The organism is Microbacterium sp. dk485 (assembly GCF_004570445.1).
GTDB lineage: Bacteria > Actinomycetota > Actinomycetes > Actinomycetales > Microbacteriaceae > Microbacterium > Microbacterium wangchenii.
This window is the reverse complement of record NZ_SPQW01000002.1, coordinates 576,787-603,433: the sequence shown is the minus strand read 5'-3', so window position 1 is coordinate 603,433 and position 26,647 is coordinate 576,787. Positions and strand designations below refer to the sequence as shown.

23 protein-coding genes are annotated in these 26,647 nt (G+C 70.9%); 6 read left to right on the top strand and 17 right to left on the bottom strand.

Translation table 11 applies throughout. The features are described from left to right. Positions 1–25: 25 nt before the first annotated feature. From E4V99_RS13635 to rplU, 5 genes are all read right to left on the bottom strand, one after another. Positions 26–1,285: a glutamate-5-semialdehyde dehydrogenase gene (locus E4V99_RS13635; RefSeq protein WP_135117584.1), complete on the bottom strand. Its 1,260-nt coding sequence runs from the start codon at positions 1,283–1,285 to the stop codon at positions 26–28. Positions 1,286–1,294: 9 nt separating this feature from the next. Then, positions 1,295–2,131, bottom strand: coding sequence for a glutamate 5-kinase (gene proB / locus E4V99_RS13630; RefSeq protein ID WP_135117583.1), 837 nt, complete (start codon positions 2,129–2,131; stop codon positions 1,295–1,297). Further along, the gene (gene obgE, locus E4V99_RS13625; RefSeq protein WP_135066836.1) at positions 2,128–3,627 is read right to left on the bottom strand and encodes a GTPase ObgE; all 1,500 of its coding nucleotides are present in this window, start codon (positions 3,625–3,627) and stop codon (positions 2,128–2,130) included. Before obgE ends, proB begins: the two co-directional genes overlap by 4 nt. Before the next feature lie 118 nt (positions 3,628–3,745). Beyond that, positions 3,746–4,000, bottom strand: a complete 255-nt coding sequence (rpmA, locus tag E4V99_RS13620; protein WP_135117582.1) for a 50S ribosomal protein L27 — start codon at positions 3,998–4,000, stop codon at positions 3,746–3,748. 17 nt (positions 4,001–4,017) lie between these two features. Further along, positions 4,018–4,326 carry a 50S ribosomal protein L21 gene (gene rplU, locus E4V99_RS13615; protein WP_135066842.1) on the bottom strand — a complete coding sequence of 103 codons (309 nt, stop codon included), beginning with the start codon at positions 4,324–4,326 and terminating at the stop codon, positions 4,018–4,020. Between the two features lie 228 nt (positions 4,327–4,554). Here rplU and E4V99_RS13610 point away from each other — a divergent pair, with 228 nt between their 5' ends. Continuing rightward, positions 4,555–4,830 (top strand): DUF4031 domain-containing protein, encoded by a 276-nt coding sequence (locus E4V99_RS13610; protein WP_135066845.1) that lies wholly within the window; start codon positions 4,555–4,557, stop codon positions 4,828–4,830. Positions 4,831–4,834: 4 nt separating this feature from the next. Here the strand turns inward: E4V99_RS13610 and E4V99_RS13605 are convergent, their stop codons facing one another. Continuing rightward, entirely contained in the window at positions 4,835–7,330 is a 2,496-nt protein-coding gene (locus E4V99_RS13605; protein ID WP_245233190.1) for an Rne/Rng family ribonuclease, read from the bottom strand. 285 nt (positions 7,331–7,615) lie between these two features. Here E4V99_RS13605 and E4V99_RS13600 point away from each other — a divergent pair, with 285 nt between their 5' ends. Continuing rightward, the gene (locus tag E4V99_RS13600; RefSeq protein WP_135066849.1) at positions 7,616–8,215 is read left to right on the top strand and encodes a vitamin K epoxide reductase family protein; all 600 of its coding nucleotides are present in this window, start codon (positions 7,616–7,618) and stop codon (positions 8,213–8,215) included. Beyond that, a complete protein-coding gene (locus E4V99_RS13595; RefSeq protein WP_135117581.1) occupies positions 8,212–8,628 on the top strand; it encodes a hypothetical protein in 417 nt (138 codons plus the stop codon). The genes E4V99_RS13600 and E4V99_RS13595 overlap by 4 nt, the downstream gene beginning before the upstream one ends. A gap of 13 nt (positions 8,629–8,641) precedes the next feature. Here E4V99_RS13595 and ndk read toward each other — a convergent pair whose 3' ends face one another. The 8 genes from ndk to E4V99_RS13555 form a co-directional block, all read right to left on the bottom strand. After that, positions 8,642–9,058, bottom strand: coding sequence for a nucleoside-diphosphate kinase (gene ndk, locus E4V99_RS13590; protein WP_135066853.1), 417 nt, complete (start codon positions 9,056–9,058; stop codon positions 8,642–8,644). 2 nt (positions 9,059–9,060) lie between these two features. Continuing rightward, entirely contained in the window at positions 9,061–9,447 is a 387-nt protein-coding gene (locus tag E4V99_RS13585; protein WP_187270376.1) for a DUF4233 domain-containing protein, read from the bottom strand. Then, a complete protein-coding gene (locus E4V99_RS13580; protein WP_135117579.1) occupies positions 9,444–10,796 on the bottom strand; it encodes a folylpolyglutamate synthase/dihydrofolate synthase family protein in 1,353 nt (450 codons plus the stop codon). The genes E4V99_RS13585 and E4V99_RS13580 overlap by 4 nt, the downstream gene beginning before the upstream one ends. Beyond that, positions 10,793–14,224, bottom strand: coding sequence for an isoleucine--tRNA ligase (ileS, locus tag E4V99_RS13575; protein ID WP_135117578.1), 3,432 nt, complete (start codon positions 14,222–14,224; stop codon positions 10,793–10,795). The genes E4V99_RS13580 and ileS overlap by 4 nt, the downstream gene beginning before the upstream one ends. Positions 14,225–14,450: 226 nt before the next feature. Beyond that, positions 14,451–15,971: an ABC transporter ATP-binding protein gene (locus E4V99_RS13570; protein ID WP_135117577.1), complete on the bottom strand. Its 1,521-nt coding sequence runs from the start codon at positions 15,969–15,971 to the stop codon at positions 14,451–14,453. Then, positions 15,968–16,780 carry an ABC transporter permease gene (locus E4V99_RS13565; protein ID WP_135066864.1) on the bottom strand — a complete coding sequence of 271 codons (813 nt, stop codon included), beginning with the start codon at positions 16,778–16,780 and terminating at the stop codon, positions 15,968–15,970. The genes E4V99_RS13570 and E4V99_RS13565 overlap by 4 nt, the downstream gene beginning before the upstream one ends. Continuing rightward, positions 16,777–17,751: an ABC transporter permease gene (locus E4V99_RS13560; protein WP_135117576.1), complete on the bottom strand. Its 975-nt coding sequence runs from the start codon at positions 17,749–17,751 to the stop codon at positions 16,777–16,779. The genes E4V99_RS13565 and E4V99_RS13560 overlap by 4 nt, the downstream gene beginning before the upstream one ends. A 42-nt stretch (positions 17,752–17,793) precedes the next feature. After that, complete coding sequence (locus tag E4V99_RS13555) at positions 17,794–19,404, bottom strand: ABC transporter substrate-binding protein (protein ID WP_135117575.1); 1,611 nt, start codon at positions 19,402–19,404, stop codon at positions 17,794–17,796. A gap of 184 nt (positions 19,405–19,588) precedes the next feature. Here E4V99_RS13555 and valS point away from each other — a divergent pair, with 184 nt between their 5' ends. Beyond that, entirely contained in the window at positions 19,589–22,159 is a 2,571-nt protein-coding gene (gene valS / locus E4V99_RS13550) for a valine--tRNA ligase (protein WP_135117574.1), read from the top strand. Then, positions 22,159–22,410 (top strand): hypothetical protein, encoded by a 252-nt coding sequence (locus E4V99_RS13545; protein WP_135066875.1) that lies wholly within the window; start codon positions 22,159–22,161, stop codon positions 22,408–22,410. Before valS ends, E4V99_RS13545 begins: the two co-directional genes overlap by 1 nt. Here E4V99_RS13545 and E4V99_RS13540 read toward each other — a convergent pair. The 3 genes from E4V99_RS13540 to E4V99_RS13530 are packed head-to-tail and all read right to left on the bottom strand — an operon-like array spanning position 22,407 to position 24,505. Beyond that, on the bottom strand, positions 22,407–23,675 hold the full coding sequence (locus E4V99_RS13540) for an MFS transporter (RefSeq protein WP_135117573.1): 1,269 nt from the start codon (positions 23,673–23,675) through the stop codon (positions 22,407–22,409). The two genes, E4V99_RS13545 and E4V99_RS13540, sit on opposite strands and share 4 nt — an antisense overlap. A 4-nt stretch (positions 23,676–23,679) precedes the next feature. Then, positions 23,680–23,895, bottom strand: coding sequence for a hypothetical protein (locus tag E4V99_RS13535; RefSeq protein WP_135117572.1), 216 nt, complete (start codon positions 23,893–23,895; stop codon positions 23,680–23,682). A gap of 1 nt (position 23,896) precedes the next feature. Further along, positions 23,897–24,505 carry a helix-turn-helix domain-containing protein gene (locus E4V99_RS13530; protein WP_135117571.1) on the bottom strand — a complete coding sequence of 203 codons (609 nt, stop codon included), beginning with the start codon at positions 24,503–24,505 and terminating at the stop codon, positions 23,897–23,899. 90 nt (positions 24,506–24,595) lie between these two features. On the opposite strand from E4V99_RS13530, the gene E4V99_RS13525 reads away from it, so the two are divergent. Then, complete coding sequence (locus E4V99_RS13525) at positions 24,596–26,647, top strand: M3 family metallopeptidase (protein ID WP_135117570.1); 2,052 nt, start codon at positions 24,596–24,598, stop codon at positions 26,645–26,647.

The window sequence follows — 26,647 nt, the reverse complement described above, 5'->3', positions numbered from 1 at the left end:
GGCGCGCCCTGCCATTTTAGTGCGCTCATGCGCGGATCTGCCCGTCACCGCGCGCCAGCCACTTGGAACTGGTCAGCTCGGCCAGACCCATGGGTCCGCGGGCGTGTAGTTTCTGGGTCGATATCCCGACCTCGGCGCCGAAGCCGAACTCGCCGCCGTCGGTGAAACGCGTCGAGGCGTTCACCATCACCACCGCGGAGTCCACCTCAGCGAGGAACCGCTCGGCGTGGCCGGGGTCTTCCGTGATGATCGACTCGGTGTGGTGGGTGGAATACCGGCGGATGTGCTCAAGGGCGTCGTCGAGATCGTCGACGACGCGTACGGCGATGTCGAGGCTGAGGTACTCCGCGGCCCAGTCCTCCTCGGTGGCGGCGACGGCGTCGGGGTGCAGCCGCACCACGGCCTCGTCACCGTGCACCGTCACACCGGCTTCGGTGAGCCCCGCCAGGACGCCGGGGAGCACGCGGTCGGCGGCGTCACGGTGCACGAGCACGGTCTCCACCGCGTTGCACACGCTCGGACGCTGCGCCTTGGCGTTGACGATGATGTCCCGGGCCCAGTCGGCCCGTGCGGTGGCATCCACGACGATGTGCACGACCCCGGCGCCGGTCTCGATGACGGGGACGAGCGATTCGGTGACGACGGTCTCGATGAGCTGCGCGCTGCCACGCGGCACGAGCACGTCGATGATCCCCCGCGCCTGCATGAGTTCGCGCGCCCCGTCGCGGCCGAACTCGTCCACGGTCTGGACGGCCTCGGGGTCGCAGCCCTGTGCGCTGAGGGCATCGCGCATGCTGCGCACGAGCGCAGCGTTCGTCCGCTCCGCCGCCGTGCCGCCGCGCAGCACCACGGCGTTGCCCGATCGCAGCGCGAGCGCGGCGATGTCGACGGTGACGTTCGGGCGTGCCTCGTAGATCGTGCCGACCACTCCGAACGGCACGGCCACCTTCTGCAGGCGCAGGCCGTTGGGCAGCACTCGCTCGTCGAGCACTCTGCCGACGGGGTCGGGCAGCTCTGCCACGGCGCGCACCGCGTCGGCCAGCGCGGCAACGCGCGGCCGGTCCAGGCGCAGCCGGTCCAGCAGCGCGTCGCCGATGGCGTGCTCGCGCCCCCGCTGCAGGTCCTCGGCGTTGGCTGCGACGATGTCGTCGGTGTCGGCCTCGAGCCGGTCCGCGATCGCGTGCAGCAGCTGTTCCTTCGTCGCGCCGTCCAGCAGCCCGATCGAGCGCGACGCCTCGCGGGCGAGCAGCATCCGCTCACGGGCGGACGTGGCGACGGTGGTCATCCCGTCAGTCTATCGACGGGGCCCGGGTACGGTTCCGACGGGACCGGTGGGCAGCGGGCGGGCGACGTCGGCCGGAACGAACCACGTGCCGACCTCCCGTCCGCCCAGAGCGTCGCCGACGAGGTCGGCACTGGTCACGAGCACGCCGACCCCGGATGCCGCGGCCAGACGAGCCGCGGACACCTTGGTGGCCGCTCCCCCGGTGCCGACGCTGTTGACCACGACGGTTCCGAACTCGTAGCCCTGCATGTCGTCGTCGGCTTCGACCGTGTCGATGGGACGCGCTCCCGGCTCCCCGGGAGGCCGGGTGTAGAGGCACTCGATGTCGCTGAGGAGGATGAGCGCGTCGGCCCCGATCAGTTGGGCCACGAGTGCCGCGAGACGGTCGTTGTCGCCGAAGCGGATCTCCTGCGTGGCGACCGTGTCGTTCTCGTTGACGATCGGGAGGATCCGCAGGCCCAGCAGCCGTTCCATGGCCCGACGGGCGTTGGAACGGGGGGTGGGGTGCTCGAGGTCGCCGGCGGTGAGCAGCACCTGGCCGGCGAGGAGACCGAACCGGTCGAGGGAGGTCTGGTAGCGCCACATCAGGACGTTCTGCCCCACCGCGGCGGCGGCCTGCTGCGTGGCGAGATCGTTGGGACGCCCCTCCAGCTGGAGGAAGGGCAGCGCGGTCGCGATCGCTCCGGAGGAGACCAGAACGATCTCCGTGCCGCGGTCGTGGGCGGCGGCGAGAGCCTCGACGATCGTGTCGATGCGATGGGCGTTGTCGCCGCTGATGGAGGAGGATCCCACCTTCACCACGACACGGTCGGCCGCAGGGATCGCTCCCCGCGTGAGTGCCGTCATCCCTGCGCTCCGTCTCGGCCCGCGCGCCTTTCCGCTTCGAGCTCGGCGCGCGCGTCGGCCTTGGCGTCCATGCGCTCGTGGTAGCGCTCGCGTCGCTGGGCCGTCGTACGACGGGTGCTGTCGTCCAGGCGCGGGTCGCTGCCTCGGGGGGCCACCATGAGCTCGGCGGCCGAGGCCAGGGCGGGCTGCCAGTCGAAGACGACTCCGTCCCCCTCGCCGATGACGACGGTCGCACCGGGGGTCGCGCCCACGCGGAAAAGCTCGTTCTCCACGCCCAGACGCTCCAGGCGGTCGGCGAGGTAACCCACCGCTTCGTCGTTCTGGAAGTCGGTCTGCTGCACCCAGCGCACCGGCTTGTCGCCGATGATGCGGTAGAGGGGCCCGTACGACCCGCCCTCCACGCGGACGCTGAACTCGCGCTCGGATCCCTTCGGCCGGATGACGATGCGCTCCTCCGGCTGTGCGGCGGCCTGCTCCGTGCGGTGCTGGGCGATCAGGTCGCCGAGCGCGAACGTCAGCTCCCGCAGCCCCGTTCGGCTCACCGTGGAGATCTCGAACACGCGGAGGCCGCGTGCTTCGAGCTCGGGGCGGACGAGGTCGGCGAGGTCCTTCGCCTCCGGCACGTCGATCTTGTTCAAGGCGATCAGCTGAGGCCGATCGAGCAGCGGCACCTGCCCCTCAGGGACGGGGTAGGCGGCCAGTTCCGCGAGGATGACGTCGAGGTCGCTCAACGGGTCACGGCCCGGCTCGAGCGTCGCACAGTCCAGGACGTGCACCAGGACGGTGCACCGCTCGACGTGGCGGAGGAACTCGAGGCCCAGTCCGCGGCCCTCGCTCGCGCCTTCGATGAGGCCGGGGACATCGGCGATGGTGTAACGCACATCGCCGGCCTGCACGACGCCGAGGTTGGGGTGCAGGGTCGTGAACGGATAGTCCGCGATCTTGGGGCGCGCGGCCGAGACCGCCGCGACCAGGCTCGACTTGCCCGCCGAGGGGAAGCCCACCAGCGCCACGTCGGCGACGGTCTTCAGCTCCAGGACCAGGTCGCCCTCCCACCCGGGGGTGCCCAGCAGGGCGAAGCCGGGCGCCTTGCGCTTGGGTGAGGCGAGGGCGGCGTTGCCGAGGCCGCCCTGTCCGCCCGGAGCGGCGACGAAGCGCATGCCCGGGGTGATCATGTCGACGAGGGTCTCGCCGTCGGGCGATTTCACGACGGTGCCGACCGGCACCGGAAGCTCGAGGGACTCACCGGCGGCGCCCGAACGGTGATCGCCCATGCCGAAGCCGCCGTTGCCGGCAGAGCGGTGCGGCGAGTGGTGGTAGGACAGCAGCGTCGTCACCTGCGGGTCGGCGATGAGCACGACGTCGCCGCCGTGCCCGCCGTTGCCGCCGTCGGGGCCGGCCAGCGGCTTGAACTTCTCGCGACGCACCGACACGCAGCCGTTGCCGCCCTTGCCGGCACGCAGGTGCAGCGTCACCTGGTCTACGAACGTGACCATGTGGGTTCCCTTCGTGCTTGGGGGACGGATGCGGCCGGCGCCGTCAGGCGCGCCGCGGGATGAAACGAGGGGGTGGGCGTACGCCCACCCCCTCGGTAAACAGTGTCGGTGCTGCGGATCACTCCGCGGCGACGATGTTGACGACCTTGCGGCCGCCCTTGCTGCCGAACTCCACAGCCCCGGCCGACAGCGCGAAGAGCGTGTCGTCTCCGCCACGGCCGACGTTGGCGCCGGGGTGGAAGTGGGTGCCGCGCTGGCGGACGATGATCTCGCCGGCGCCGACGACCTGGCCGCCGAAGCGCTTCACGCCCAGTCGCTGGGCGTTGGAGTCGCGACCGTTACGGGTGGAGCTTGCGCCCTTCTTATGTGCCATGTCTACGTCTCCCTGGCTTACTTGATGCCGGTGATCTTGACGCGCGTGAGGTCCTGGCGGTGCCCCTGGCGCTTCTTGTAACCGGTCTTGTTCTTGAACTTCTGGATCACGATCTTCGGGCCGCGCTCCTCGCCGAGGACCTCGGCGGTGACGCTCACCTTCGCGAGCTTCTCGGCATCGGTCGTGACAGCGTCACCGTCGACGAGGAGAACCGCGGGAAGCTGCACCTTGTCGCCCACCGATGCGGCGAGGCGGTCGAGCACGACCACCGAGCCGACCTCGACCTTCTCCTGCCGGCCGCCGGCGCGCACAACTGCGTAAACCACTTCACACCTGTTTCGTTCGGGAGCGCACGGCTCCGGTTTGTCTGATGACGGAAAGTCTTGGTGCGGTTCCCCGTCTCACCACCCGCGATTCGCTGACGAATCGTCTCATCGCGGTCATAGGAGGGGCGAACGCAACGCACCAAGGGTCGAGTTTACCCGATGGCCGAACGCCTGGCAAAGTGGCGACCGCCAGCCGCGTGTCGGGGCGCCCCGCATAGGATCTTCTGCGTGGCGATCCTGATCGACCAGCCGATGTGGCCGGCACACGGGCGCCTGTGGGCGCACCTGGTCAGCGACTCCGATCTCGGGGAGCTCCACGCCTTCGCGCAGGCCCACGGCATCCCCCGCCGCAGCTTCGATCTGGACCACTACGACGTGCCCGAAGAGGCGCACGCACGCCTCGTCGCCGGCGGCGCCGAGCACGTGGACGGCCGGGAGCTGACGCGCCGCCTCATCGCCTCGGGGCTGCGGGTCCCGGCGCGCGATCGGCGCCGGAACCGCTGACGGCTCAGTCCTGGTCGGAGGGCGAGGCCTGCACGGGTGTCCCGCTGAGGGCAGCCGTGGTCACGCGCCGCCGCGACCGCCCCTGGCCGGGCGCCTTGGGCTCGGGAAGGGCGTTGAGCACCGAATCCAGCAGCAGGTCCTTCTCGGTGCGCTCGGACTTCGACGCATCCGAACGCTTCTTGCGGGTCTTCCGCGCCGGAGCCGGCGCCTCGACGACCTGCTCGACCGGATCAGGCGCGCCCTGCGGGCCGTCTTCATCGGCCGCCGGGGTCGCGATGGTGGAGGCGGCGATCTGCGCGAGCGCCGACTTCACGCCCTCGGTGATCACGTGCGTCCCGCCGGAGCCGCCGTTTCCGCCGGCGTTGCCGTTGCCGTTGCCGCGTCCCCTACGCCCCGAGGAGGGCGCGGCGCTTCCCGAGCGATGCTTGACGACGGGGTCGTGATGCACGATGACGCCGCGACCGGCGCACACCTCGCACGGCTCGCTGAAGGTCTCCAGCAGCCCCAGACCCAGCTTCTTGCGCGTCATCTGCACGAGGCCGAGGGAGGTGACCTCGGCGACCTGGTGCTTGGTGCGGTCACGGCTGAGGCACTCCACGAGACGGCGGAGCACGAGGTCGCGGTTGGATTCGAGCACCATGTCGATGAAGTCGACCACGATGATGCCGCCGATGTCGCGCAGGCGCAGCTGGCGGACGATCTCCTCGGCCGCTTCGAGGTTGTTCTTGGTGACGGTCTCCTCGAGGTTGCCGCCTGAGCCGACGAACTTGCCGGTGTTGACGTCGACGACCGTCATGGCCTCGGTGCGGTCGATCACGAGCGAGCCACCCGAGGGCAGCCAGACCTTGCGGTCCAGCGCCTTCTCGATCTGCTCGGTGATCCGCAGGTCGTCGAAGGGGTCGCCGTCGCCCTCGTAGGTCTCGACGCGCTCGAGCAGGTCGGGGGCCACGCCGGCGAGGTACGACGAGATGGTCTGCTGCGCGTCCTCACCCTGGATGAGCATCTTCGTGAAGTCCTCGTTGAAGACATCGCGCACGATCTTCACCAGGAGGTCGGGCTCGGAGTGCAGCAGCGCCGGCGCCTGAATCGACTCGACCTGCTTGGAGATGTGCTCCCACTGCGCGGTGAGCCGCTGCACGTCGCGCGTGAGCTGGTCTTCGGTGGCCCCTTCGGCCGCGGTGCGCACGATGACGCCGGAGGATTCCGGGAGCACCTCCTTGAGGATCTTCTTCAGCCGTGCCCGCTCGGTGTCGGGGAGCTTGCGGGAGATGCCGTTCATCGCGCCGCCGGGAACGTACACGAGGTAGCGACCGGGGAGGGAGATCTGGCTGGTGAGGCGGGCGCCCTTGTGGCCCACGGGATCCTTGGTGACCTGCACGAGCACCCGGTCACCAGACTTGAGTGCGAGTTCGATGCGGCGCGGCTGGTTGCCGGTCTCGACGGCATCCCAGTCGACCTCGCCCGAGTACAGCACCGCGTTGCGGCCCCGCCCGATGTCGACGAACGCCGCCTCCATGCTGGGCAGCACGTTCTGCACGCGCCCGACGTACACGTTGCCGATGAGGGACGCGTCCTGGTTGCGGGCGACATAGTGCTCCACGAGCACGTTGTCCTCGAGCACGGCGATCTGGACGCGCCCGTACTTGGAGCGGACGACCATGACGCGGTCCACCGCCTCACGACGGGCGAGGAACTCCGCCTCGGTCACCACGGGGCGACGCCGCCCCGCCTCGCGGCCGTCGCGACGGCGCTGCTTCTTGGCCTCCAGACGCGTGGATCCCTTGATCCGCTGCGGCTCCGTGACGTACTCCACGGCGCGCTGACGGGGAGCCGGCGGCAGTTCCGCCTCGCCCGCGTCGTCGGCGCCGTTGGAACCGCGCCGGCGGTTGCGGCGGCGCGCCCCGGCCGGGCCGGCCGGCTCCTCCTCGACCGGGCGCGCCGGCAGGACGGGGATCTCGGGGGCGTAGAAGTGCAGCGCGGTGCTCACCGACGATACGAACGTCTCCGGCAGCAGGCCCAGCGACACCGCCGTCGGCGGTCCGGAGGGCTGCTCCGGCTCGGCCGTCTGCGGCTCGGATGCGGCGGGCTGGTCCGGCTGCGCCTCCAGCGCAGCCGCGTCGGCCTGCGCTTCGGTGTCCGGGGCGGCAGCGTCGGCTGCGTCGGGCTGCGCCGCGGTGTCCGGAGCGGCGGCGTCGGCGGCCTCCGGGTCCGTGGTCTCCCCCGCGTCCGCCGCAGCCGCGTCCCCGGCATCCGGGGCCGTGGCGTCAACCGCATCCGGCGCGGTGGCGGCCTCCGGCGCGGGGACCTCTGCCACGTCCGGCGCCGAGCTGTCCGGCTCGGGCAGCGTGAGCGCGGCGGGGGCGCCCTCGTCGCCCTCCACGGCCTCGACCGCGTCGAGCACGGCTTCCGCCTCGGTCGTGGCGGGCGAGGCGACGGAGGAATCCGGCGCGCTCAGGGTCTCGTCGGTGTGTTCCGGCTGGTTTTCTGTTGCATCGGCCATCTCTGGCGTACTCCTCGAGGGCGACACCGCGCGTCACCCGGAAACTCATGCGGCGCCGCACCCGGCGGTGCCACGAACTCTCTCGGTCTGCAGCCGGCCCGAAGCTCGTACTGCGAAAGGCGTCCATCGCCCGAAGTCTGTCGTGATGCGGTTGCGGCGCGGCCGCGGTGCATCGTCGTCCATTATCGCACTTCCGGGGGCTGCGCGCAGGCAACTCACCGAACCCGGGCTTATCTCCGGCGCGCGCGGGCCTGCGCATCCAGGCCGTGGTGCCATAATCCCGCCATGACCACCGCGCCCTCACCTGCTCGACCGAAGGCTCTGGCGGTATGGCTGGTGATCGCCGGGGTCATCGGATGGTGGGCGGCGTACTCGCTCACCATGGAGCGTCTTCAGCTCCTCGCCGACCCCGGATCCACGGCCTCGTGCGACTTCAGCGTCCTGATCCAATGCGGCAAGAACCTCGACTCGTGGCAGGGCAGCGTCTTCGGCTTCCCCAATCCGATCCTCGGGCTCACCGGGTGGATGGCCCCCGTCGTCGTGGGCATGGCGCTCCTGGCCGGCGCGCGATTCGCACGCTGGTTCTGGTGGCTGTTCACCCTGGGAACGGCGGGCGCCTTCGCGTTCGTGGTGTGGCTCATCGCGCAGAGCATCTTCTCGCTGTCGACCCTGTGCCCCTGGTGCATGGTGACGTGGGCCGTGACGATCCCCACGTTCTACGCCGTGCTGCTGCATGTGCTGCGGGAGGGGATCATCCCCGCCTCCCCCGCGGTGCGACGCGCCGCCGGCACCCTTCTGAGCTGGCTGCCGCTGCTGGTCGTGCTGTCGTTCGCCGTCATCGCGGTGATCGCGCAGCTGCGCCTGGATGTGATCGCCTCGCTATGAACGTGCGACGCAGTGCGGTCGCCGTGACACTGAGCGTTCTGCTCGGCGCGACGATGGCCGCGTGCGCGCCGTCGTCTCCCGAGCAGGTGTGCGTTCCCGAACTCGCCGTCACCCCCGAGGACCCGCGCCCCGGACGCATCGTGACGGTCCAGACCGTGCGCGCATGCCCCGTCGCAGCCGACGAGGGGGTGCGCTGGGAGATACGCATCCAGCCCGAGGACGCCACCATTCCGCTGGCGCGTGCGTTCGTGGAGCCCGAGGCGGACGGATCGTTCGCGGTGCGCATCACCGTCCCGCCCACGATCGGACCGGGGCCGGCGATCGCGCACATCGCGAACTACTGGGAGTCGGCGACGTGCCCCGACGGCGCGAGCTGCGCCGCCGCATCCGTCACGTTCGACGTGCGCGAATAGCCGAGCCGATCACTCAGCCGAACCAGATCTCGAGCTCGCGGGCCGCGGACTCGGGGCTGTCGCTGCCATGGACGAGGTTCTGCTGCACGGCCACGCCCCAGTCGCGCCCGAAATCGCCGCGGATCGTGCCGGGTGCCGCGGTGGTGGGATCGGTGGTGCCGGCCAGCGACCGGAATCCCTCGATGACCCGGTTGCCGGCGAGGCGGATCGCCACGGCCGGGCCCGACATCATGAACTCCAGGAGCGGCTCGTAGAACGGCTTTCCCTCGTGCTCGGCGTAATGGCGCTCCAGGCGCGCACGGTCGGGCTCGACGAGCCGGATGTCCACGAGCGCGTAGCCCTTGGCCTCGATGCGGGCGAGGATCGCCCCGGTCAGCCCGCGGGCCACGCCGTCCGGCTTCACCAGGACGAGGGTCTCTTCGGTTGCCATGTTCATTCTCCGTTCGAGGGTCCGTGCACGGCGGCGTTGCGTCGATCCAGGGCCGCCCCCTTGATCGTCGCATACGCCCACATGCCGCCGAAAATGAGCGCCACGACGACCAGGGCCGGCAGCAGCAGGCCGCCGAGGGCCAGGATGATCTGCAGCACCCACCCCACGACGATGGCCCAGCGGTGCCGCAGGAGCCCCGCGGTGACGATCATGAGGACGGCCAGGACGCTGCCGGCCACGACCGCCCACCACGGCTCGATCCCCGGCGGCACCTCCTTCAGGCCGAACACGACGAGGCCACCGAGGAAGACGACGATCGACTCGAATCCGAGGACGACCGCACCCAGCGACTCCGCCGCACCCCGTCGCCGTCGGACGCGCGGGCTCATCGCTGCCACCCGTCCTTCCAGCCTTCGACCTCGGCGACGCGCAGGGCCTCGCCGGCCAGCACGACCGAGCCGGCGATCACGACCGCTCGCCGATCGGATGCCGCGGCCCACTCGCGCGCCGCATCCGCGGCGTCCTCCACGCCGTGATGCACGGTCACCGCCAGACCGGCCGCCTCGGCCAGGTCGGCCAGCGCGTCCGGGTCGCTCGACCGCTCGGAGTCGGGGGCGGTGGCGAACAGGTGCGCGGTGACGGGAGCCAGGGTCTCGACGATCCCCGCGGCGTCCTTGTCGCCCAGCACGCCGAGCACGACGCCCCACTCGTCCACGTCGAACGACTCGCGCAGGGCGGTGACGAGAGCCCGGGCACCGTGGGGGTTGTGGGCCGCGTCCACGAGCACCGTGGGATGGGCACCGACCAGCTGCAGACGCCCGGGCGAGGTCACCTGACCCAGACCGTCGCCGACGACCTCGGCCGTCAGCGGCTGGGATGCGCCGCCGATGAGCGATTCCACGGCGGCGATCGCCAGCGCAGCGTTCGCGCCCTGGTGCGCCCCGTACAGCGGCAGATACTCCTCCGCGTAGGTGCCGGCGAGGCCGCGCACCGAGATCTGCTGTCCCCCCACGGCCAGACGCTGCTCGGCGAGGGCGAAGTCCTCCCCCTCGAAGGCGATCGTCGCCCCACGGGCGGCTGCGGCCTCGCGCAGCACGCGGGCGACGGCCGCATCCTGACGGGCCGAGACCACGGCCGCGCCGTCCTTGATGATGCCGGACTTCACGCGCGCGATCTCGGCGAGCGTGGAGCCCAGCCGATCGGTGTGGTCCAGATCGACGGGGGTGATCACGGCGACGTCGCCGTCGGCGGTATTCGTGGAGTCCCACGCCCCGCCCATCCCCACCTCCAGCACGAGGACATCGACGGGGGCGTCGGCGGCCACGACGAAGGCGAGCACCGTGAGCAGCTCGAAGAACGTCAGCGGAGCGTCGCCGGCGCCGGCCAGCTCCGCGTCGACGAGGTCGACGAAGGGGGCGATCTCGTCCCACGCGTCGGCCACGGCGGCGTCGGAGACCGGCTCGCCGTCGATCAGGATCCGCTCGGTGAAGCGCTCCAGGTGCGGGCTCGTGAACATGCCGGTGCGAAGGCCCAGCGCGCGCACGAGGCTTTCGATGATGCGGCTCGTGGACGTCTTTCCGTTGGTGCCGGTGATGTGGATCACGCGGTAGGTGCGCTGCGGATCGTCGAGCAGCTCGAGCACCCGCCGCGTGCGCTCCACGCGCGGCTGCACCCACTGCTCGCCCTGTCGCTGCAACAGCGCGGTGTACACCGCGTCGGCTCGCGCGCGGTCGTTCATGCGTCCTCCTCCGTTCCCAGGCGGGTCACCCCGACGCGGAACGCGCCGGCGTTGGCGAAGGCACCCGCGGGGAACTCGCCGGTGTGCTCGGCGTCGGCGTCCGGCGTCGAGCGCAGCGTTCCGCGGGCGAGCACCGTGGCACCGCCGGTGACGACGCAGGCTTCGCGGGCGAGGGTCTCCCCCGCGATGTCGGCGACGTCGAAGGCCGTCGTCACCGCGGCCGCGTCGGCGTCGTCGTCGAAGGCGAGCACGAGACGGATGCGGTCGCTCACGTCGAAGCCCGCGGCCTTCCGCGTGTCCTGCACCGCGCGGACGACGTCCCGGGCCAGGCCCTCGGCCTCCAGCGCCTCGTTGGTGGTGGTGTCCAGGACCACGAAGCCGCCGGTGGGCAGCACGGCCAGTGCCTCGCCCTCCGGGCGTCCCGCCGTCTCGACGAGGAGTTCGTACTCGCCGGGCTCCAGCGCGATCCCTCCGGCCGTCACGACACCGTCGACCTCGTGCCAGTCGCCCGAGCGCGCGGCCTTGATCGCCTGCTGCACGAGCTTGCCCAGACGCGGACCTGCGGCACGCGCGTTCACCGTCAAGCGGTGCGAGATGCCGTATTCCGCGGCCGTCTCCGGCTCCAGCTCCACCAGATCCACGCGCTTGACGTTGAGCTCGTCGCTGAGGATGCCTTCGAACTGCCGCAGGGCGTGGGCGTTGTCCATCACCACCGTCAGGCGCGGCAGCGGCAGACGCACCCGCTTGCCCTCCTTCTTGCGCAGCGCGTTGGCGACCCGCGAGACCTCGCGCACCGCGTCCATCGCCGCGCGGATGTCTTCCGCGCCGGCGAAGGCGGCCGCATCCGGCCAGTCCGCCAGGTGGACGCTGCGGCCGCCGGTGAGGCCCTGCCACACCCGCTCGGTCACGAGGGGAAGCAGCGGCGCGGCGACGCGCGTGAGGGTCTCGAGCACCGTGTAGAGCGTGTCGAACGCCTCGGTCGAGGACGGGTCGTCCTCGCTGACTCCGAGCCAGAACCGGTCGCGCGAGCGCCGGATGTACCAGTTGGTCAGCACCTCGCCGAAGTCGCGCAGCCGCTCGCACGCGGTCGTCGAGTCCAGTGCGTCGAGGTCGGCGGCGACGTCGCGGACGAGCTCGCCGGTGAGGGCGAGGATGTAGCGGTCGAGCACGTCGGTGGAGTCGGTGCGCCACACCGCCTCGTACCCCCCGGTCCCTGAGCCCGTCGAAGGGCCGGCCACGTTGGCGTAGGTGGCGAAGAAGTACCACGCGTTCCACAGCGGAAGGAGGAACTCCCGCACGCCGGCGCGGATGCCCTCCTCGGTCACGACGAGGTTGCCCCCGCGCAGCACGGAGCTGCCCATCAGGAACCAGCGCATCGCGTCGGATCCGTCGCGGTCGAACACCTCCCGCACGTCGGGGTAGTTGCGCAGCGACTTCGACATCTTCTGCCCGTCGCTTCCGAGCACGATCCCGTGCGCCGAGACGGCCTGAAACGCCGGCCGGTCGAACAGGGCGGTGGACAGCACGTGCATCACGTAGAACCAGCCGCGCGTCTGGCCGATGTACTCGACGATGAAGTCCGCCGGTGCGTGCTCGTCGAACCACTGCGCGTTCTCGAACGGGTAGTGCACCTGGGCGAACGGCATCGAGCCGGAGTCGAACCAGACATCGAGCACGTCCTCGATGCGCCGCATGGTGCTCTGCCCGGTGGGGTCGTCCGGGTTCGGCCGCGTCAGCTCGTCGATGAACGGGCGGTGCAGGTCGACCTCGCCCTGCTGGTTGCGGGGCAGGCGGCCGAAGTCGGCTTCCATCTGCTCCAGCGAGCCGTACACGTCGACGCGGGGGTAGGCCGGGTCATCGCTCTTCCACACCGGGATCGGCGAGCCCCAGTACCGGTTTCGGCTGATCGACCAGTCGCGGGCGCCTTCGAGCCACTTCCCGAACTGCCCCTCCTTGACGTTCTCGGGAACCCACGTGATCTGCGCGTTGTTCTCGATCAGGCGGTCCTTGATGTCGGTGACCCGGACGAACCAGCTCGACACCGCCTTGTAGATGAGGGGGTTCCGGCACCGCCAGCAGTGCGGGTAGGCGTGCTCGTAGCTCGCCTCGCGCACGAGCCGTCCGCTCTGGCGCAGCAGCCGGATGAGCGGCGTGTTGGCGTCCATCCACAGCATCCCGGCGACGTCCGCGACCTCCGGCAGGAACCGGCCTCCGTCATCGAGGGAGAGGATCGTCGGCAGCCCGGCGGCATCGGCGAGCCGCTTGTCGTCCTCACCGTAGGCGGGCGCCTGGTGGACGATGCCGGTTCCGTCAGTGGTGGTGACGTAGTCGTCGGCGAGGATGTGCCACGCGTCCTGGGTGCCCCACTGTTCGGCGTCGGCGTAGTAGTCGAAGAGCCGGTCGTAGGCCACGCCGGCGAGCTCTGCACCCAGTACCGTCTGCTCCACCGCTGCCGCAGCATCCTCCGCCGAGGCGTAGCCGAGGTCTTTCGCGTAGCCGGGAAGGAGGTCCTCGGCCAGCAGATAGCGGTGCGCGGAGGTCTCGATGGCGTCGTCGGCCTCTCCGCCGGGGGTGCGGTGCACGTCGGCGGCGCCGGCCGGACCCCCGGGGACCACGACGTAGCGGATGCCGGGGCCCACCGCGAGGGCGAGGTTGGTCGGGAGCGTCCACGGCGTCGTGGTCCACGCCAGTGCGCGGACGCCCGTGAGCCTGAGGACTTCCGCCTTGGCCCCCACGAGCGGGAAGGTGACGGTGACCGACGGGTCCTGCCGGGTCTTGTAGACGTCGTCGTCCATGCGCAGTTCGTGGCTGGAGAGGGGGGTCTCGTCGCGCCAGCAGTACGGCAGCACGCGGTACCCCTCGTACGCGAGACCCTTGTCGTACAGGGTCTGGAAGGCCCACAGGACCGACTCCATGTACGTCGTGTCCAGCGTCTTGTAGCCGCGGTCGAAGTCGACCCAGCGCGCCTGGCGGGTCACGTACTCCTGCCACTCGTGCGTGTACTCCAGCACCGACGAGCGCGCCTTGGCGTTGAAGGTCGCCACGCCCATCCGCTCGATCTCGTCCTTCTCGGTGATCCCGAGCTGCTTCATCGCCTCCAGCTCGGCGGGCAGGCCATGCGTGTCCCAGCCGAACACGCGGTCGACCTTGCGGCCGCGCATGGTTTGGAACCGCGGGAAGACGTCCTTGGCGTAGCCGGTGAGCAGGTGGCCGTAGTGCGGCAGCCCGTTGGCGAAGGGCGGGCCGTCGTAGAACACCCACTCCTCCGCGCCGTCGCGCTGCGCGATCGACGCGCGGAAGGTGTCGTCGTCGCGCCAGAACGCGAGCGTGTCGGCCTCGATGGCCGGGAACCGTGGGCTGGGCACGACGGCCGCCGGGCTCGTGGATGCATCGGCAGCGGGTCCGAACGCGGACTTCGGGTAGGTCATCTCTCTCCAGCAGGTCGGTGTTCACCTGCGAGGACGACCCTTGCGGACCGCGGTACCACCCCGCGTGACTCCCCGGCGGTTCGCGCCGAGAGGAGCCCTCTCTCACTGCGGCTGTGACGGGCCTGACCCGCTCGGTTCTACTGGGGGCCGATCGCCCTGTTCTTCCGAGAGCTCCCCGGTGATGGCCGGATCGATGCTCGTGTGCACGATTGTACCCGCCCGCGGGCTACCGCGCGGCGAGCAGCTCCTGGGTGAACGGATGCTGCGGCGCGGCGAACACCGCCGCCGTCGGCCCCGCTTCCACCACGGCGCCCTCCTGCATGACGACGACCTCGTCGGCGACGGAGGCCACGACGCCGAGGTCGTGCGAGACGAACAGCATGGTCAGCCCCCGCTCCCGCTGGAGCCGGTGCAGGAGGGCCAGCACGCGTTCGCGCACGGTGGGGTCCAGAGCCGACACCGGCTCGTCCAGCACCAGGATGCCCGGGGCCGGCGCGAGTGCCCGGGCGATGGCGGCGCGCTGGCGCTGTCCGCCGGACAGCTGCGCGGGGCGACGGCGGGCGAGGGCGGGGTCCAGGTCGACCTCCGCGAGCAAGGCCGCCACCGCGGCGTCACGTTCCGCGCGCGGCATGCCGCCCGCTGCCAGGGCCTCCCGCAGCGACCGGCCGACGCTCCAGCGCGGATCGAAGGCGCCCAGCGGGTTCTGGTGCACGAACTGCACGCGGCGCCGCAGGGCCGCGTCATGTCCGCTGCCCCACGTCATGCCGTCGATGCGCACCTCGCCGGCGTCCGGCCGCGTGGCGCCGACGATCATGCGGGCCAGCGTCGTCTTGCCCGACCCCGACTCGCCGACCACCGCCAGGGTGCGCCCGGCCGCCACGTCCAGGGAGACGTCGCGCACGGCGGGCCGGTCGAACGACTTCGTCACGCGCCGGACGGTGAGCACCGCCGGACCCTCCGGGGCCGACACGGCACGCGGCTCGTGGCGCGCCGCATCCACGAGCGCCCGCGTGTACGCATGGCGTGGCGCACCCAGGACCTCGGCCGCGGTCCCGGTCTCCACGAACCGGCCGTCGCGCATGACGGCGATGCGGTCGGCGATGCGCCGCACCGCGGCGAGGTCGTGACTGATGAGGACGACCGCGACGCCGCCGTCGGCGATGCTCCGGAGGAGATCGAGCACGCGCGCCTGGACGGTGGCATCCAGTGCCGTCGTCGGCTCGTCGGCGATGAGGATGGCCGGACGGGCGGCCAGCGCGGAGGCGATCAGCGCGCGTTGACGCTGACCGCCCGACAGCTCGTGCGGGTACTGGCGGGCACGGCGCGGCGGATCCGGGAGAGCCACGTCGGCGAGGAGATCGTGCACACGCGCGCGGCGCGCGGCGCGCCGCACCCGCGGCTCGTGCAGCCGCAGCGGCTCGGCCACCTCCGCGCCGATGCGCCGCAGCGGATCCAGCGACACCAGGGCGTCCTGCGACACCAGAGCGACGCGCGCTCCTCGCAGCCGGCGCCAGCCCAGCTCCCCCAGCGCCCGGGCGTCGACGCCGTCGACCTCGAGCTCGTCGGCGGTGACGACGGCGTCGGCGGGGGTCAGCCCCAGCAGGGCGCGGGCCGCGAGCGTCTTGCCGGCGCCGGACTCCCCGACGATCGCGAGGCACTCACCCGGCGCGACGTCGAGGTCCACCCCGTCCACGACGGCGGATGCTCCGAACGCGACGCGCAGGCCCCGCACCCGCAGCCCGGTCATGGCGTCCGCCCGTCCGCGCGGGCTCGGAGGGTGCGGCCCGCAACCGTCGCCGCCACCACCGTGAGCGTGATCGCGACGCCGGGGAAGACGGCGACCCACCACGCCTGCCCCAGCACGTTCCGCCCGCCCGAGAGCATCAGCCCCCACTCGGGGGTGGGCTCGGTCGGGCCCAGGCCCAGGAAGCTCAAGCCGGCCGCGGCCAGGATGCTGGAGCCGATGCCGATCGTCGCGAGCACGCTGAGGGCGCCGAGCACGGCCGGAAGCACGTGCCGCGCGAATGCCGCCGGCGCCGGCACACCCAGGATCCGAGCGGCCTCGACGTGCTCTGCGGTGCGCAGCGTCCGGGTCTGCGCACGAGCCAGACGCACATACACGGGGATCGCGGCGATCGTCACGGCGATGGCGACGTTGGCGCTGCCGGGGCCGAGGACGGCCACGACCACGAGCGCGATGAGGAACTCCGGGAAGGCCAGCAGCACGTCGGTGGCACGCATGGCCACCGCATCCACCAGCCGAGGCGCGACGCCCGACAGCGCCCCGATCACGAGGCCGATCGCCAGCGCGAGGCTCGTCGCCAGCAGCCCGATCCCGAGGGACCGCGACGCGCCGTACACGACGCGGGAGTACACGTCGCGCCCGCTCTGGTCGGTGCCGAAGAAGTGCTCGGCGCTGGGAGGAAGAAGCGCCTGCGTGACGTCGGTCTGCAGTGGGTCGGCCGTCGCGAACACCTGCGGTGCGACGGCCATCAGCGCGACCACGACCAGCACCGCCACCGCGGCGCTGAGCCGCACGCGCCCCCCGACGCTCATGACACGCTCCGCACCCGCGCGGCCGTGGCGCCGGCATCGCGCAAGCGCGGATCGAGGATCGGGTACAGCAGCTCGATGACCAGCGTGACCACAACGAAGACCAGCGCGCTGAGCAGGATGATCCCCGTGACCACCGGCAGGTCGCGATCGGTGATGGCCGACAGGGTGACCCTGCCCAGGCCCGGCCGCGCGAAGACCGTCTCCACCAGCACTGCCCCGCCCAGGAGCGATCCCACGAAGTACGCCGCGAGGGTGACAGCCCCCGTCGCACCGTGGCGCAGGGTGTGGTGCAGCGTGAGCCACGCGATACCAGCACCCCGTGCGCGCACCGTGGTCGCGAAGGGCTGGCGTTCGGCCGCTTCGATCCCGTCCCGCAGCACCTGCCCGAGGAGGGCGGCCACCGGCAGGGCGAGGGTCACGGCGGGGAGCACGAGAGTCGCCGGGTTGCGGGTGCCGGACACCGGGAACCATCCGAGCCCGAACGCGAAGACGCTCAGCAGCACGAGTCCGATCCAGAAGACCGGGGACGACAGGATGATCAGCTCCACGGCCGCGACCGTGCCGCGCGCGACGCGCCCCCGCGCCAGGAGCGCGACGGCGAGCGCCAGCACCACGGCCAGGACGAGCGCCGTCGCCGTCAGCTGCAGCGTGGGCGCCAGTTGCCGGCCGATCACCTCGGCCACCGCCATCCGCAGCTGATACGACTCCCCCAGGTCTCCGCGCAGCAGACCGCCGAGGTACGCGATGTACTGCTCCCACGGCGGTCGATCCAGGCCCAGCTCGGCGCGGATGCCGTCCTTGACGGCGTCGCTCACCTGCGCCTGCGGCCCGAGCATGACGTCGACCGGATCTCCGGGGATCAGCCGGAACGCGATGAACGCGAGCGTCGCAGCCCCCCACAGCACCACGACGACGGAGACGGCCATGCGCCCCAGGCGCGCCAGCACGCGCACAGCACTGTCGCGGGTCATCGTCTCCTCCGGACCGGGTGCCCGACGCCGTGCGCGCCGGCGTCAGTCCAGCGTGACGTCGTAGAACAGCGGGCGCCCGTACAGATCGTAGGCGAGCCCGGAGACGGTCTCACCGACGGCTGTGATGAGCGACGGGCTGTACAGCGGCACGATCGCGACGTGCTGGGCGTTCCACTGCTGCACCTGCGCGTAGATGTCGGTGCGGGCGTCCTGATCGGTGGTCGCGATGCCCTGCGCGAGCAGGCCGTCCACCGCGGGGTCGCTGACCTGCGAGGCGTTCTGGAATCCGTCGGTGTGCAGGTGGCTGCGCAGCAGATCCGGATCGACGCCGGAGAAGCCCCAGTCGGTCAGGTCGAAGGTCTTCGGCTCGTACTGCTCGTTGTAGGCGCCGGGTTCCAGCACTTCGCGCACGATCTCGAATCCGACCGCTTTGAGGTCTGACTGGATGGCGTTGGCCAGGGCCACGCGGTCATCCGGCACCGGGGTCCACGCGATCCACCGAGCCGACAGGCGCGCTCCAGCCTTCGTTCGGTAGCCCTCGCTGTCGCGCTCGGTCCACCCGGCCTCATCCAGCAGCTGCCCTGCCCGCTCGGGGTCGAACTCCCACGTCCCCTCCAGCGAGGGGTCGTACGCGGGCGTCGTGGACCCGAGGATGCTCCATGCGCGCGGGAACTGCCCATGGAAGATCTCCGTCACCGCGGTGTCGATGTCGATGGCGCGTGCGAACGCCTGGCGCACGCGCTCATCGGCGAACACGCCGTACGCCTCGTTGAGATAGAGCGAGTACGGCAGCCCGGGGTACTCCACGGAGTCCACGGAGAGGGAGCCCGGCAGCTCCGCGGCCAGGTTCGGCGGGATGTTGCTGGCCAGGTCGGCTTCGCCGCTCTCCACGACACCGGCGCGCACGGATGCCTCCGGCAGGATCTCCACGCGCAGGGTCTCGAACTGCGCCGCATCCCCGCCCGACGGGCCCCACGCGTAGTCGTCGTTGCGGGTGTACACGATCTCCTGGTCGGGGGTGTACTCCGTCAGCTCGAACGGGCCGGTGCCCACCGTGATCCCGGGGCCGCCGGCCTTCAGCTGGTCGGCGGACTCTTCGAGCACGGCCGGGGAATAGAACCCCAGCAGCGCCGTGCTCGCCGCCTGCAGGAACGGCGCGTACGGCTGGGTGAAGCTCACGCGGACGGTGCTGTCGTCCACGACCTCGGTTCCGGCGTAGAACTCGCCGCCGAGCATGCTCGCGGCCTGGGCCGACGCCGTCTCGGGATCGGCGATGCGATCGAAGTTGGCCTTCACCGCGGCCGCGTCGAAGGCCTCGCCGTCGTGGAAGGTGACGCCCTCCCGCAGCGTGAACACGTAGGCGGCGCCGTCGTCCTCGATCTCCCACTCCTCCGCGAGCCACGGCGAGAACGAGCCGTCCGGCTCCTGGTGCACGAGCGAGTCCAGGACCACGCGCTGGATCATGGCCGAGACATCCAGCTGGCTGGTCTGCGGGTCCATGTGCCCGGCGGACAGGTTCGCCCCTTCGATCGCCCAGACCACCTCACCGCCGCCGTCGGCGTCGCCACCGGAGCCGGCGCACGAGCTGAGAGTCAGTGCCGCGATCGCGGCGAGCGCGGCGGGCAGGAGCCGGCGTGAGCGGGGGAAGGGCATGACAGACCTCGAGTCAGGATCGGATGGAGTTCACGGTAGCGGGTTTCTGGACGCAGTCGATCAACGCGGTCGCGCTCCCCCGCATTCCCGCTCGGGCCGAACGCGGCCGTAGCCGAACGATAGAATCGACGGGATCCCACACTCAGGCACGCTCACACAGTGCCGCACATATCGAGGAGATCCGATGGCCGACGCGCACATTCCCGACAAGCCCGCCCTGGAGGGTCTCGAGCAGAAGTGGGATGCAGCGTGGTCCGCGCAGGGCACGTACCTGTTCGACCGCGCCCGCGCACTCGCAACCGGCCGTCCGGGCGTGTTCTCCGTCGACACCCCGCCGCCCACGGCTTCCGGGAGCCTGCACATCGGCCACGTCTTCAGCTACACCCACACCGACGTGAAGGTGCGCTTCGAGCGCATGCGCGGCAAGACCGTGTTCTACCCGATGGGCTGGGACGACAACGGCCTGCCCACCGAGCGGCGCGTGCAGAACTACTACGGCGTGCGGTGCGACACCTCGCTGCCGTTCGACCCCGACTTCACTCCTCCGTTCCGCGGCGACGCCAAGAGCCTCAAGCCGGCCGATCAGGTCCCGATCAGCCGTCGCAACTTCATCGCACTGTGCGAGGAGCTGACCCTCGAAGACGAGAAGCAGTTCGAGGATCTCTTCCGCCAGCTGGGGCTCTCGGTGGACTGGACGCAGACCTACCGGACGATCTCCGACGACACCATCCGGACCAGCCAGCTCGCCTTCCTGCGCAATCTGGAGCGCGGCGAGGCGTATCAGTCGATGGCCCCGACGCTGTGGGACATCGACTTCCGCTCCGCCATCGCCCAGGCCGAACTGGAAGACCGCGACCAGCAGGCGTCCTACCACCGCGTCGCATTCCACAAGACCGACGGATCCGGCGACATCCTCATCGAGACGACGCGTCCCGAACTCCTCCCCGCATGCGTGGCCCTCGTGGCCAACCCGGACGACGAGCGCTACCAGCCCTACTTCGGCCAGACCGTGCGCACGCCCCTGTTCGACGTCGAGGTCCCCGTGCTCGCGCACCCGCTCGCGCAGAAGGACAAGGGCACCGGCATCGCCATGATCTGCACCTTCGGCGACGTCACCGACATCATCTGGTGGCGCGAACTGGATCTGCCCAACCGCACGATGCTGGGCAAGGACGGCCGCGTACTCCCCGAGGCTCCCGACGTGATCGTCACGGATGCGGCGAAGGCGGCGTACGCGGAACTCGCGGGCAAGACCGTCTTCAGCGCCAAGAAGCGCGTCGTGGAACTCCTGCAGGAATCCGGTGAGCTGCTCGAGGTCTCCAAGCCCTTCACCCACCCGGTGAAGTTCTACGAGAAGGGCGACCGTCCGCTGGAGATCGTCTCCACCCGGCAGTGGTACCTGCGCAACGGCGCCCGTGACCCCCAGCTGCGCGAGACCCTCATCGAGATGGGCCGCGGCATGGGCTGGCATCCCGACTTCATGCGCGTCCGCTACGAGAACTGGACGAACGGCCTCACCGGCGACTGGCTCGTCTCGCGCCAGCGCTTCTTCGGCGTGCCTATCCCGGTCTGGTACGCCCTCGACGAGAACGGTGAGCGCGACTACGACCGCGTCCTGACGCCCGACCCCGCGCGTCTCCCGGTCGACCCGACCACGGACGCACCCGACGGCTACACCGAGGATCAGCGCGGCGTGCCCGGAGGGTTCGAGGGCGAGAAGGACATCTTCGACACGTGGGCGACGTCCTCCCTCACGCCGCAGCTGGCCGGCGGATGGCAGCGCGACGAGGAGCTGTGGAACCTCGTCGCCCCGTTCGACCTGCGCCCGCAGGGGCAGGACATCATCCGCACGTGGCTGTTCTCCACGATGGTGCGCAGCGTCCTGGAGGACCACCGCGCACCGTGGACGGATGCGGCCATCTCCGGCTTCATCGTCGACCCCGACCGCAAGAAGATGTCCAAGTCCAAGGGCAACGTGGTGACGCCCGCGGACATCCTCGACGCGCACGGAACCGACGCGGTGCGCTACTGGGCCGCATCCAGCCGCCTCGGCGCCGACGCGGCGTTCGACCCGCAGAACCCGACGCAGGTCAAGATCGGGCGTCGGCTCGCGATCAAGCTGCTCAACGCCGCCAAGTTCGTCCTGTCCTTCCCCGTGCCCGAAGGGGCGGAGGTCACGCACGCACTGGATGCGTCGATGCTCGCCGCGCTCGACCGGGTCGTCCGGGATGCGACCAAGGCGTTCGACGCGTACGACCACGCGCGCGCTCTGGAAGTGACCGAGGCGTTCTTCTGGACGTTCTGCGACGACTATCTCGAACTGGTGAAGGAGCGCGCGTACGACCGCACGGATGCCGGTCAGGCGTCCGCAGCCCTCGCGCTGCGCACGGCGCTGTCCACTCTCGTCCGCCTGTTCGCCCCGGTGCTCGCCTTCGCCGCGGAGGAGACGTGGTCGTGGTTCAACGAAGGATCGGTGCACACCGCGACCTGGCCTGAGCAGCTCGGCATCGACGGCGACCCTGCTGTCCTGTCCGCCGTCGGCGAGGCCCTCATCGGCATCCGCCGCGCCAAGACCGAGGCCAAGGTGTCGCAGAAGACCACGGTCGCCTCGATCACGATCGCCTCGCCGCGCGCCGACGCCCTGCGACTGGCGGAGGGCGATCTGCGGGCGGTCGGTCGCATCGAGCAGCTCGAGATCATCGACGGGGAGACGACGGCCGTCGTCGCCATCACGCTGAGCCCGCAGGAGGACTGATGCAGCTGGGAACACGTTGGAGCATGGGTGAACGCCCCCCGGCAGCGGTGCCGGAGGCGTTGCACGCTCAGATCGCTGCCGTGGAGCGCCTGATCCCGGCCGACCAGCTGGCCCACCAGCCCACGCCGCGATGGACGCTGACGTGGCTCGAGCACCGGCCCGTCGCGGAGTTGGACACCGGCGTGATCGTCACGCTGAGCCCTGACGGGGAGGTCGTCGTCCGCAAGGACGACGACACCGGGATCTCTTAGCCCTCACCCACGGATGCGGCGTCGGCCTCGGCGCCGGCTTCCCGGGTGCCGCGGATGAGCAGGCGCGCGCTCACGAGCGCGGCGACCAGGACGACGCCGGCGGCGATGGCGAACGGCAGGCGCAGATCGAACCGCGCCACCCATCCGCCGATCACCGTCGCGATGGGGAACAGTCCCCACGTCAGCATGCGATTCACTCCCAGCACGCGTCCGAACAGGTGTCCCGGCACGATCTGCTGGCGAAGCGCGCCCCACGGCACGTTCCAGATCGAGACGGCGAAGGCGAACACCGCGTACGACGCCGCCGCCGGCAGGGGACCCGGCGCCAGCCACGTGCACGCCAGGCCCACGGCGCACACGAGGTTCGCACTGAACATCACCGCTCCTCGTCCGAATCGCTCGACCAGTCGCGATGCGACGAGGGCGCCGAGCAGGGCTCCCACGCCGATCCCCGCCGTGACGAAGCCGATCGCCGCCGGGGGCACGTGCTGCTCGTCGAGGAAGTACAGCACCATGGTGGCCTGCGCGAACGTCAGCGCGGAGCCGATGACCGAGGTGAACACCACCATGGCGCGCAGATAACGGTGCCGCCACAGGTAGCGGAGCGCCTCGCGCGCGGGCACCGCGGCAGGGACGGCCTCGCCCGGGTCGGGTCCACGCAGCGGCCGGGCAGCGGTGGCCGGCAGCAGCAGCGCGAGCAGCACCGGCACGACGAACCCCACGGCGCCGGCCCACAGCGGCACAGCGATGGCCACGCCGAACAGCACGCCGCCCACCGGTGCGGCCACGAAGCTGTCGATCGTCACCTGAGCGGTCTGGATGCGTCCGTTCGCGCGGTCGAGCTGATCCCGGCGCACCACGCCGGGCACCACGGCGTTGGTGGCGTTGTCGAACAGCGTCTCCCCCACGCCGAACAGCAGCGTGCCGATCAGCAGGGCAGTGATGTCGAGGGTGCCCCACACCGCGCACAGCGAGAGCCACAGCGCCACGGCCGCGCGCAGCCCGTTGGCGACGGCCATCACGACGCGTCGATCGAATCGGTCGACGACCATGCCGGCGGGAAGTCCGAACACCAGCCACGGGAGGAAGGACACCGCCGACAGCAGCGCGATCAGCAGCGGGTCGCCGGTGAGCGTCGTGGCCACCAGTGGGACGGCGATGCGGCCGATGCCGTCCGCGAGGTTGCTGAAGGCGGCAGCCGTCCACAGCTTTCCGAAGTCGCGTCCCAGCGGCTTTCGGCGCCCGGCACCGGCCGACACGGTCACACGGTCACCTCGGAAGAAGGCCCATGTGCACCGCGGCGGCGTGCTCGTGCATGCGCGGCATCCGGCCCGCACCCGGGTGGGCAGTCGCGGCGGAGCGCTCGGCTCCAGCGTGGATGCGGGCCTGAGCGACGCGCTCCAGTTCGCGGGCGAGCCACAGGAGCAGCCGATCGGCGGACGACGGCGCGAGCGAGCGAGGGGTGGTCGATGCGAGGGAGGTCATCTCAGGCTCCTTCCGGGGGCAGCGGGAAGACGTCGGATCGAATGGTCACGGGCCGCACGTCTTCGCCCTGCTGATCGCGATAGGTGTCGACGGTCTCGTCGATGATGGTCTGGATGCGGCGGGTGAGGCCTGCCAGCTGTGCCGCGGTCAGCCGCGCCGTGCCCGAGGAGATGATCGAACCCTCGCGCCACTCCTCCGGCTCGGTGTCCATCGCGGTGGCGACCCATGCCATGAGCTGCTGATGGCGCCGGTTGAGGGTCTCCGTCATGACCACCTGCATGGCTGCGCGACCCGCCGGCGTGCGTGCGGCTTCTGGGGCGGAGAGCTCCACGCCGCCGATGGGGCGCTCCCACCACCGCTCCCGCGCGGTGCCGCGTCCGGGCACCTCCCGGATCAGGTCCTGGCGCGCCAGCGCGCGCAGGTGGTAGCTCGTCGCGCCGGAGGACTCCCCCGTCAGCGCCGCGAGCGAACTGGAGGTCTGCGGACCGTACTGGCTGAGGATGTCGTAGATCTGAACGCGCAGCGGATGAGCCAGCGCACGCAGGGCTCCCGCATCCAGCACCCGCGTGGCGGGCTCCCGTGATGCCCGGCCACTCGTCCCGTCGTCCATACTTACAAAGCTATCTTTGCAAGCTTGCTTTTGCAAGGGCTTCTTTGCATAGACGCTTCGTGTCCGGGCCGTCGTCGCTACGCTGGCGGAATGGAGCGCACCAACCCCGTCCTCGCCGAAAGCCCACTCCCCCACGGCCTGCCCGATTACTCCGCGATCCGGCCGGAGGACTACCTTCCCGCCTTCCAGGAGGCGTTCGCCGCACAACGGGCTGCCGTGAGCCGCATCACCTCTCAGGACGACTCCCCCACGTTCGAGAACACCGTGCGCGCACTCGAGCTCAGCGGGGAGCTGCTCGAGCGCGCCGCCCACACCTTCTACACCGTGGCCTCGGCCGACGCCACGGCGGAGATCCAGGGGATCGAGGAGGCGCTCGCGCCCCTTCTGTCGGCGCACCAGGACGCCATCGTCCTGGACGCGGGTCTGTACGCCCGGATCAGCACGCTGCACGAGGCACTCGACGACAGTGCGGGGACGGAGGAAGAGCGCTATCTCGTGCAGCGCTGGTTCCGGGAGATGTCTCGGGCGGGGGCGGGGCTGGACGATGCCGCGAAGGAGCGCTTGATCGCCCTGAACCAGCGACTGTCGGTGCTCACCACGACCTTCGAGAAGAACCTCCTCGGCGACACGAACGAGCTGGCCGTCGTCTTCGAGGATACGGCCGAGCTCGACGGACTGACGGACGGTGAGATGTCGGCGACCGCTCAGGCCGCCGCTGATCGTGGGCTCCCCGGCGCGCACGTCGTGTCGCTGACGCTCTCCACCGTTCACCCTTATCTGTCCTCTCTGACGGTGCGCGAGAGCCGCCGGCGCATCCTCGCCGCCTCCCGCATGCGGGGGGCTCGGGGGAACGCACACGACAACCGCGATGTGCTGCGCGAGATCGTGCTCCTGCGTGCCGAGCGGGCACAGCTGCTCGGCTACCCCGACCACGCCGCGTACGTCACCGCCGACGAGACCGCCGGCTCGCCGGAGGCCGTGCATGCGATGCTCCGCCGACTGGCCGCTCCGGCGGCCCGCAATGCCGCTCGCGAGCAGGAGAAGCTCCAGGCGATCGTCGACGGCGAGGCCGAGCCGTTCGCGCTCGAGGCGCACGACTGGGCGTACTACACCGAGAAGGTGCGCGCCGCAGAGTACGACCTCGACACCGCGGCGCTGCGGCCGTGGTTCGAGGCCGAGCGAGTGCTGCACGACGGCGTGTTCTTCGCCGCCGAGAAGCTGTACGGCGTCACGTTCCGCGAGCGCGACGACCTGCACGCCTACCATCCGGACGCGCGCGTGTTCGAGGTGTTCGAGCCGGACGGTTCTTCCCTCGGCCTGTTCGTCCTGGACCTCTACACGCGCGACACCAAGCGCGGCGGCGCGTGGATGAACTCGATCGTCGCGCAGTCGGAGCTCTTCGGCACGACACCCGTGGTCGTCAACAACCTCAACGTCGCCAAGCCCGCGCCGGGTACTCCCACGCTCCTGACCCTCGACGAGGTCACGACGCTCTTCCACGAGTTCGGTCACGCCCTGCACGGGCTGTTCGCGCGCGTGGCGTACCCCCACTTCGCCGGCACTGCCGTCTTCCGTGACTTCGTGGAGTTCCCGAGCCAGGTCAATGAGATGTGGATGCTGTGGCCGGAGGTGCTGGCGAACTACGCGCGTCACATCGACACCGACGAGCCGCTGGCGCAGGACGTCGTGGACCGGCTGCATGCGTCGGAGGCGTTCAACCAGGGCTTCGCGACGAGCGAGTACCTCGCCGCATCCTGGCTCGACCAGGCGTGGCACTCCCTGTCGGCCACCGCTGCCGCGGAGAGCATCGACGTCGCCGCGTTCGAAGCCGCGGCTCTCGCCGACATCGGGCTGGACAACCCGGCCGTCTTGCCGCGGTACGCCTCGACGTACTTCGCCCACATCTTCTCCGGCGACTACAGCGCCGGGTACTACTCCTACATCTGGAGCGAGGTGCTCGACGCCGACACGGTGGAGTGGTTCCGCGAGAACGGGGGGCTGCGCCGCGAGAACGGCGACCGGTTCCGCCGCCGTCTGCTCGGTGTCGGAGGCGCGAAGGATCCGCTCGAGGCCTACCGCGACTTCCGCGGCCGGGATGCCGAGATCGGGCCCCTGCTGAAGCGCCGCGGCCTGGCCGACTGA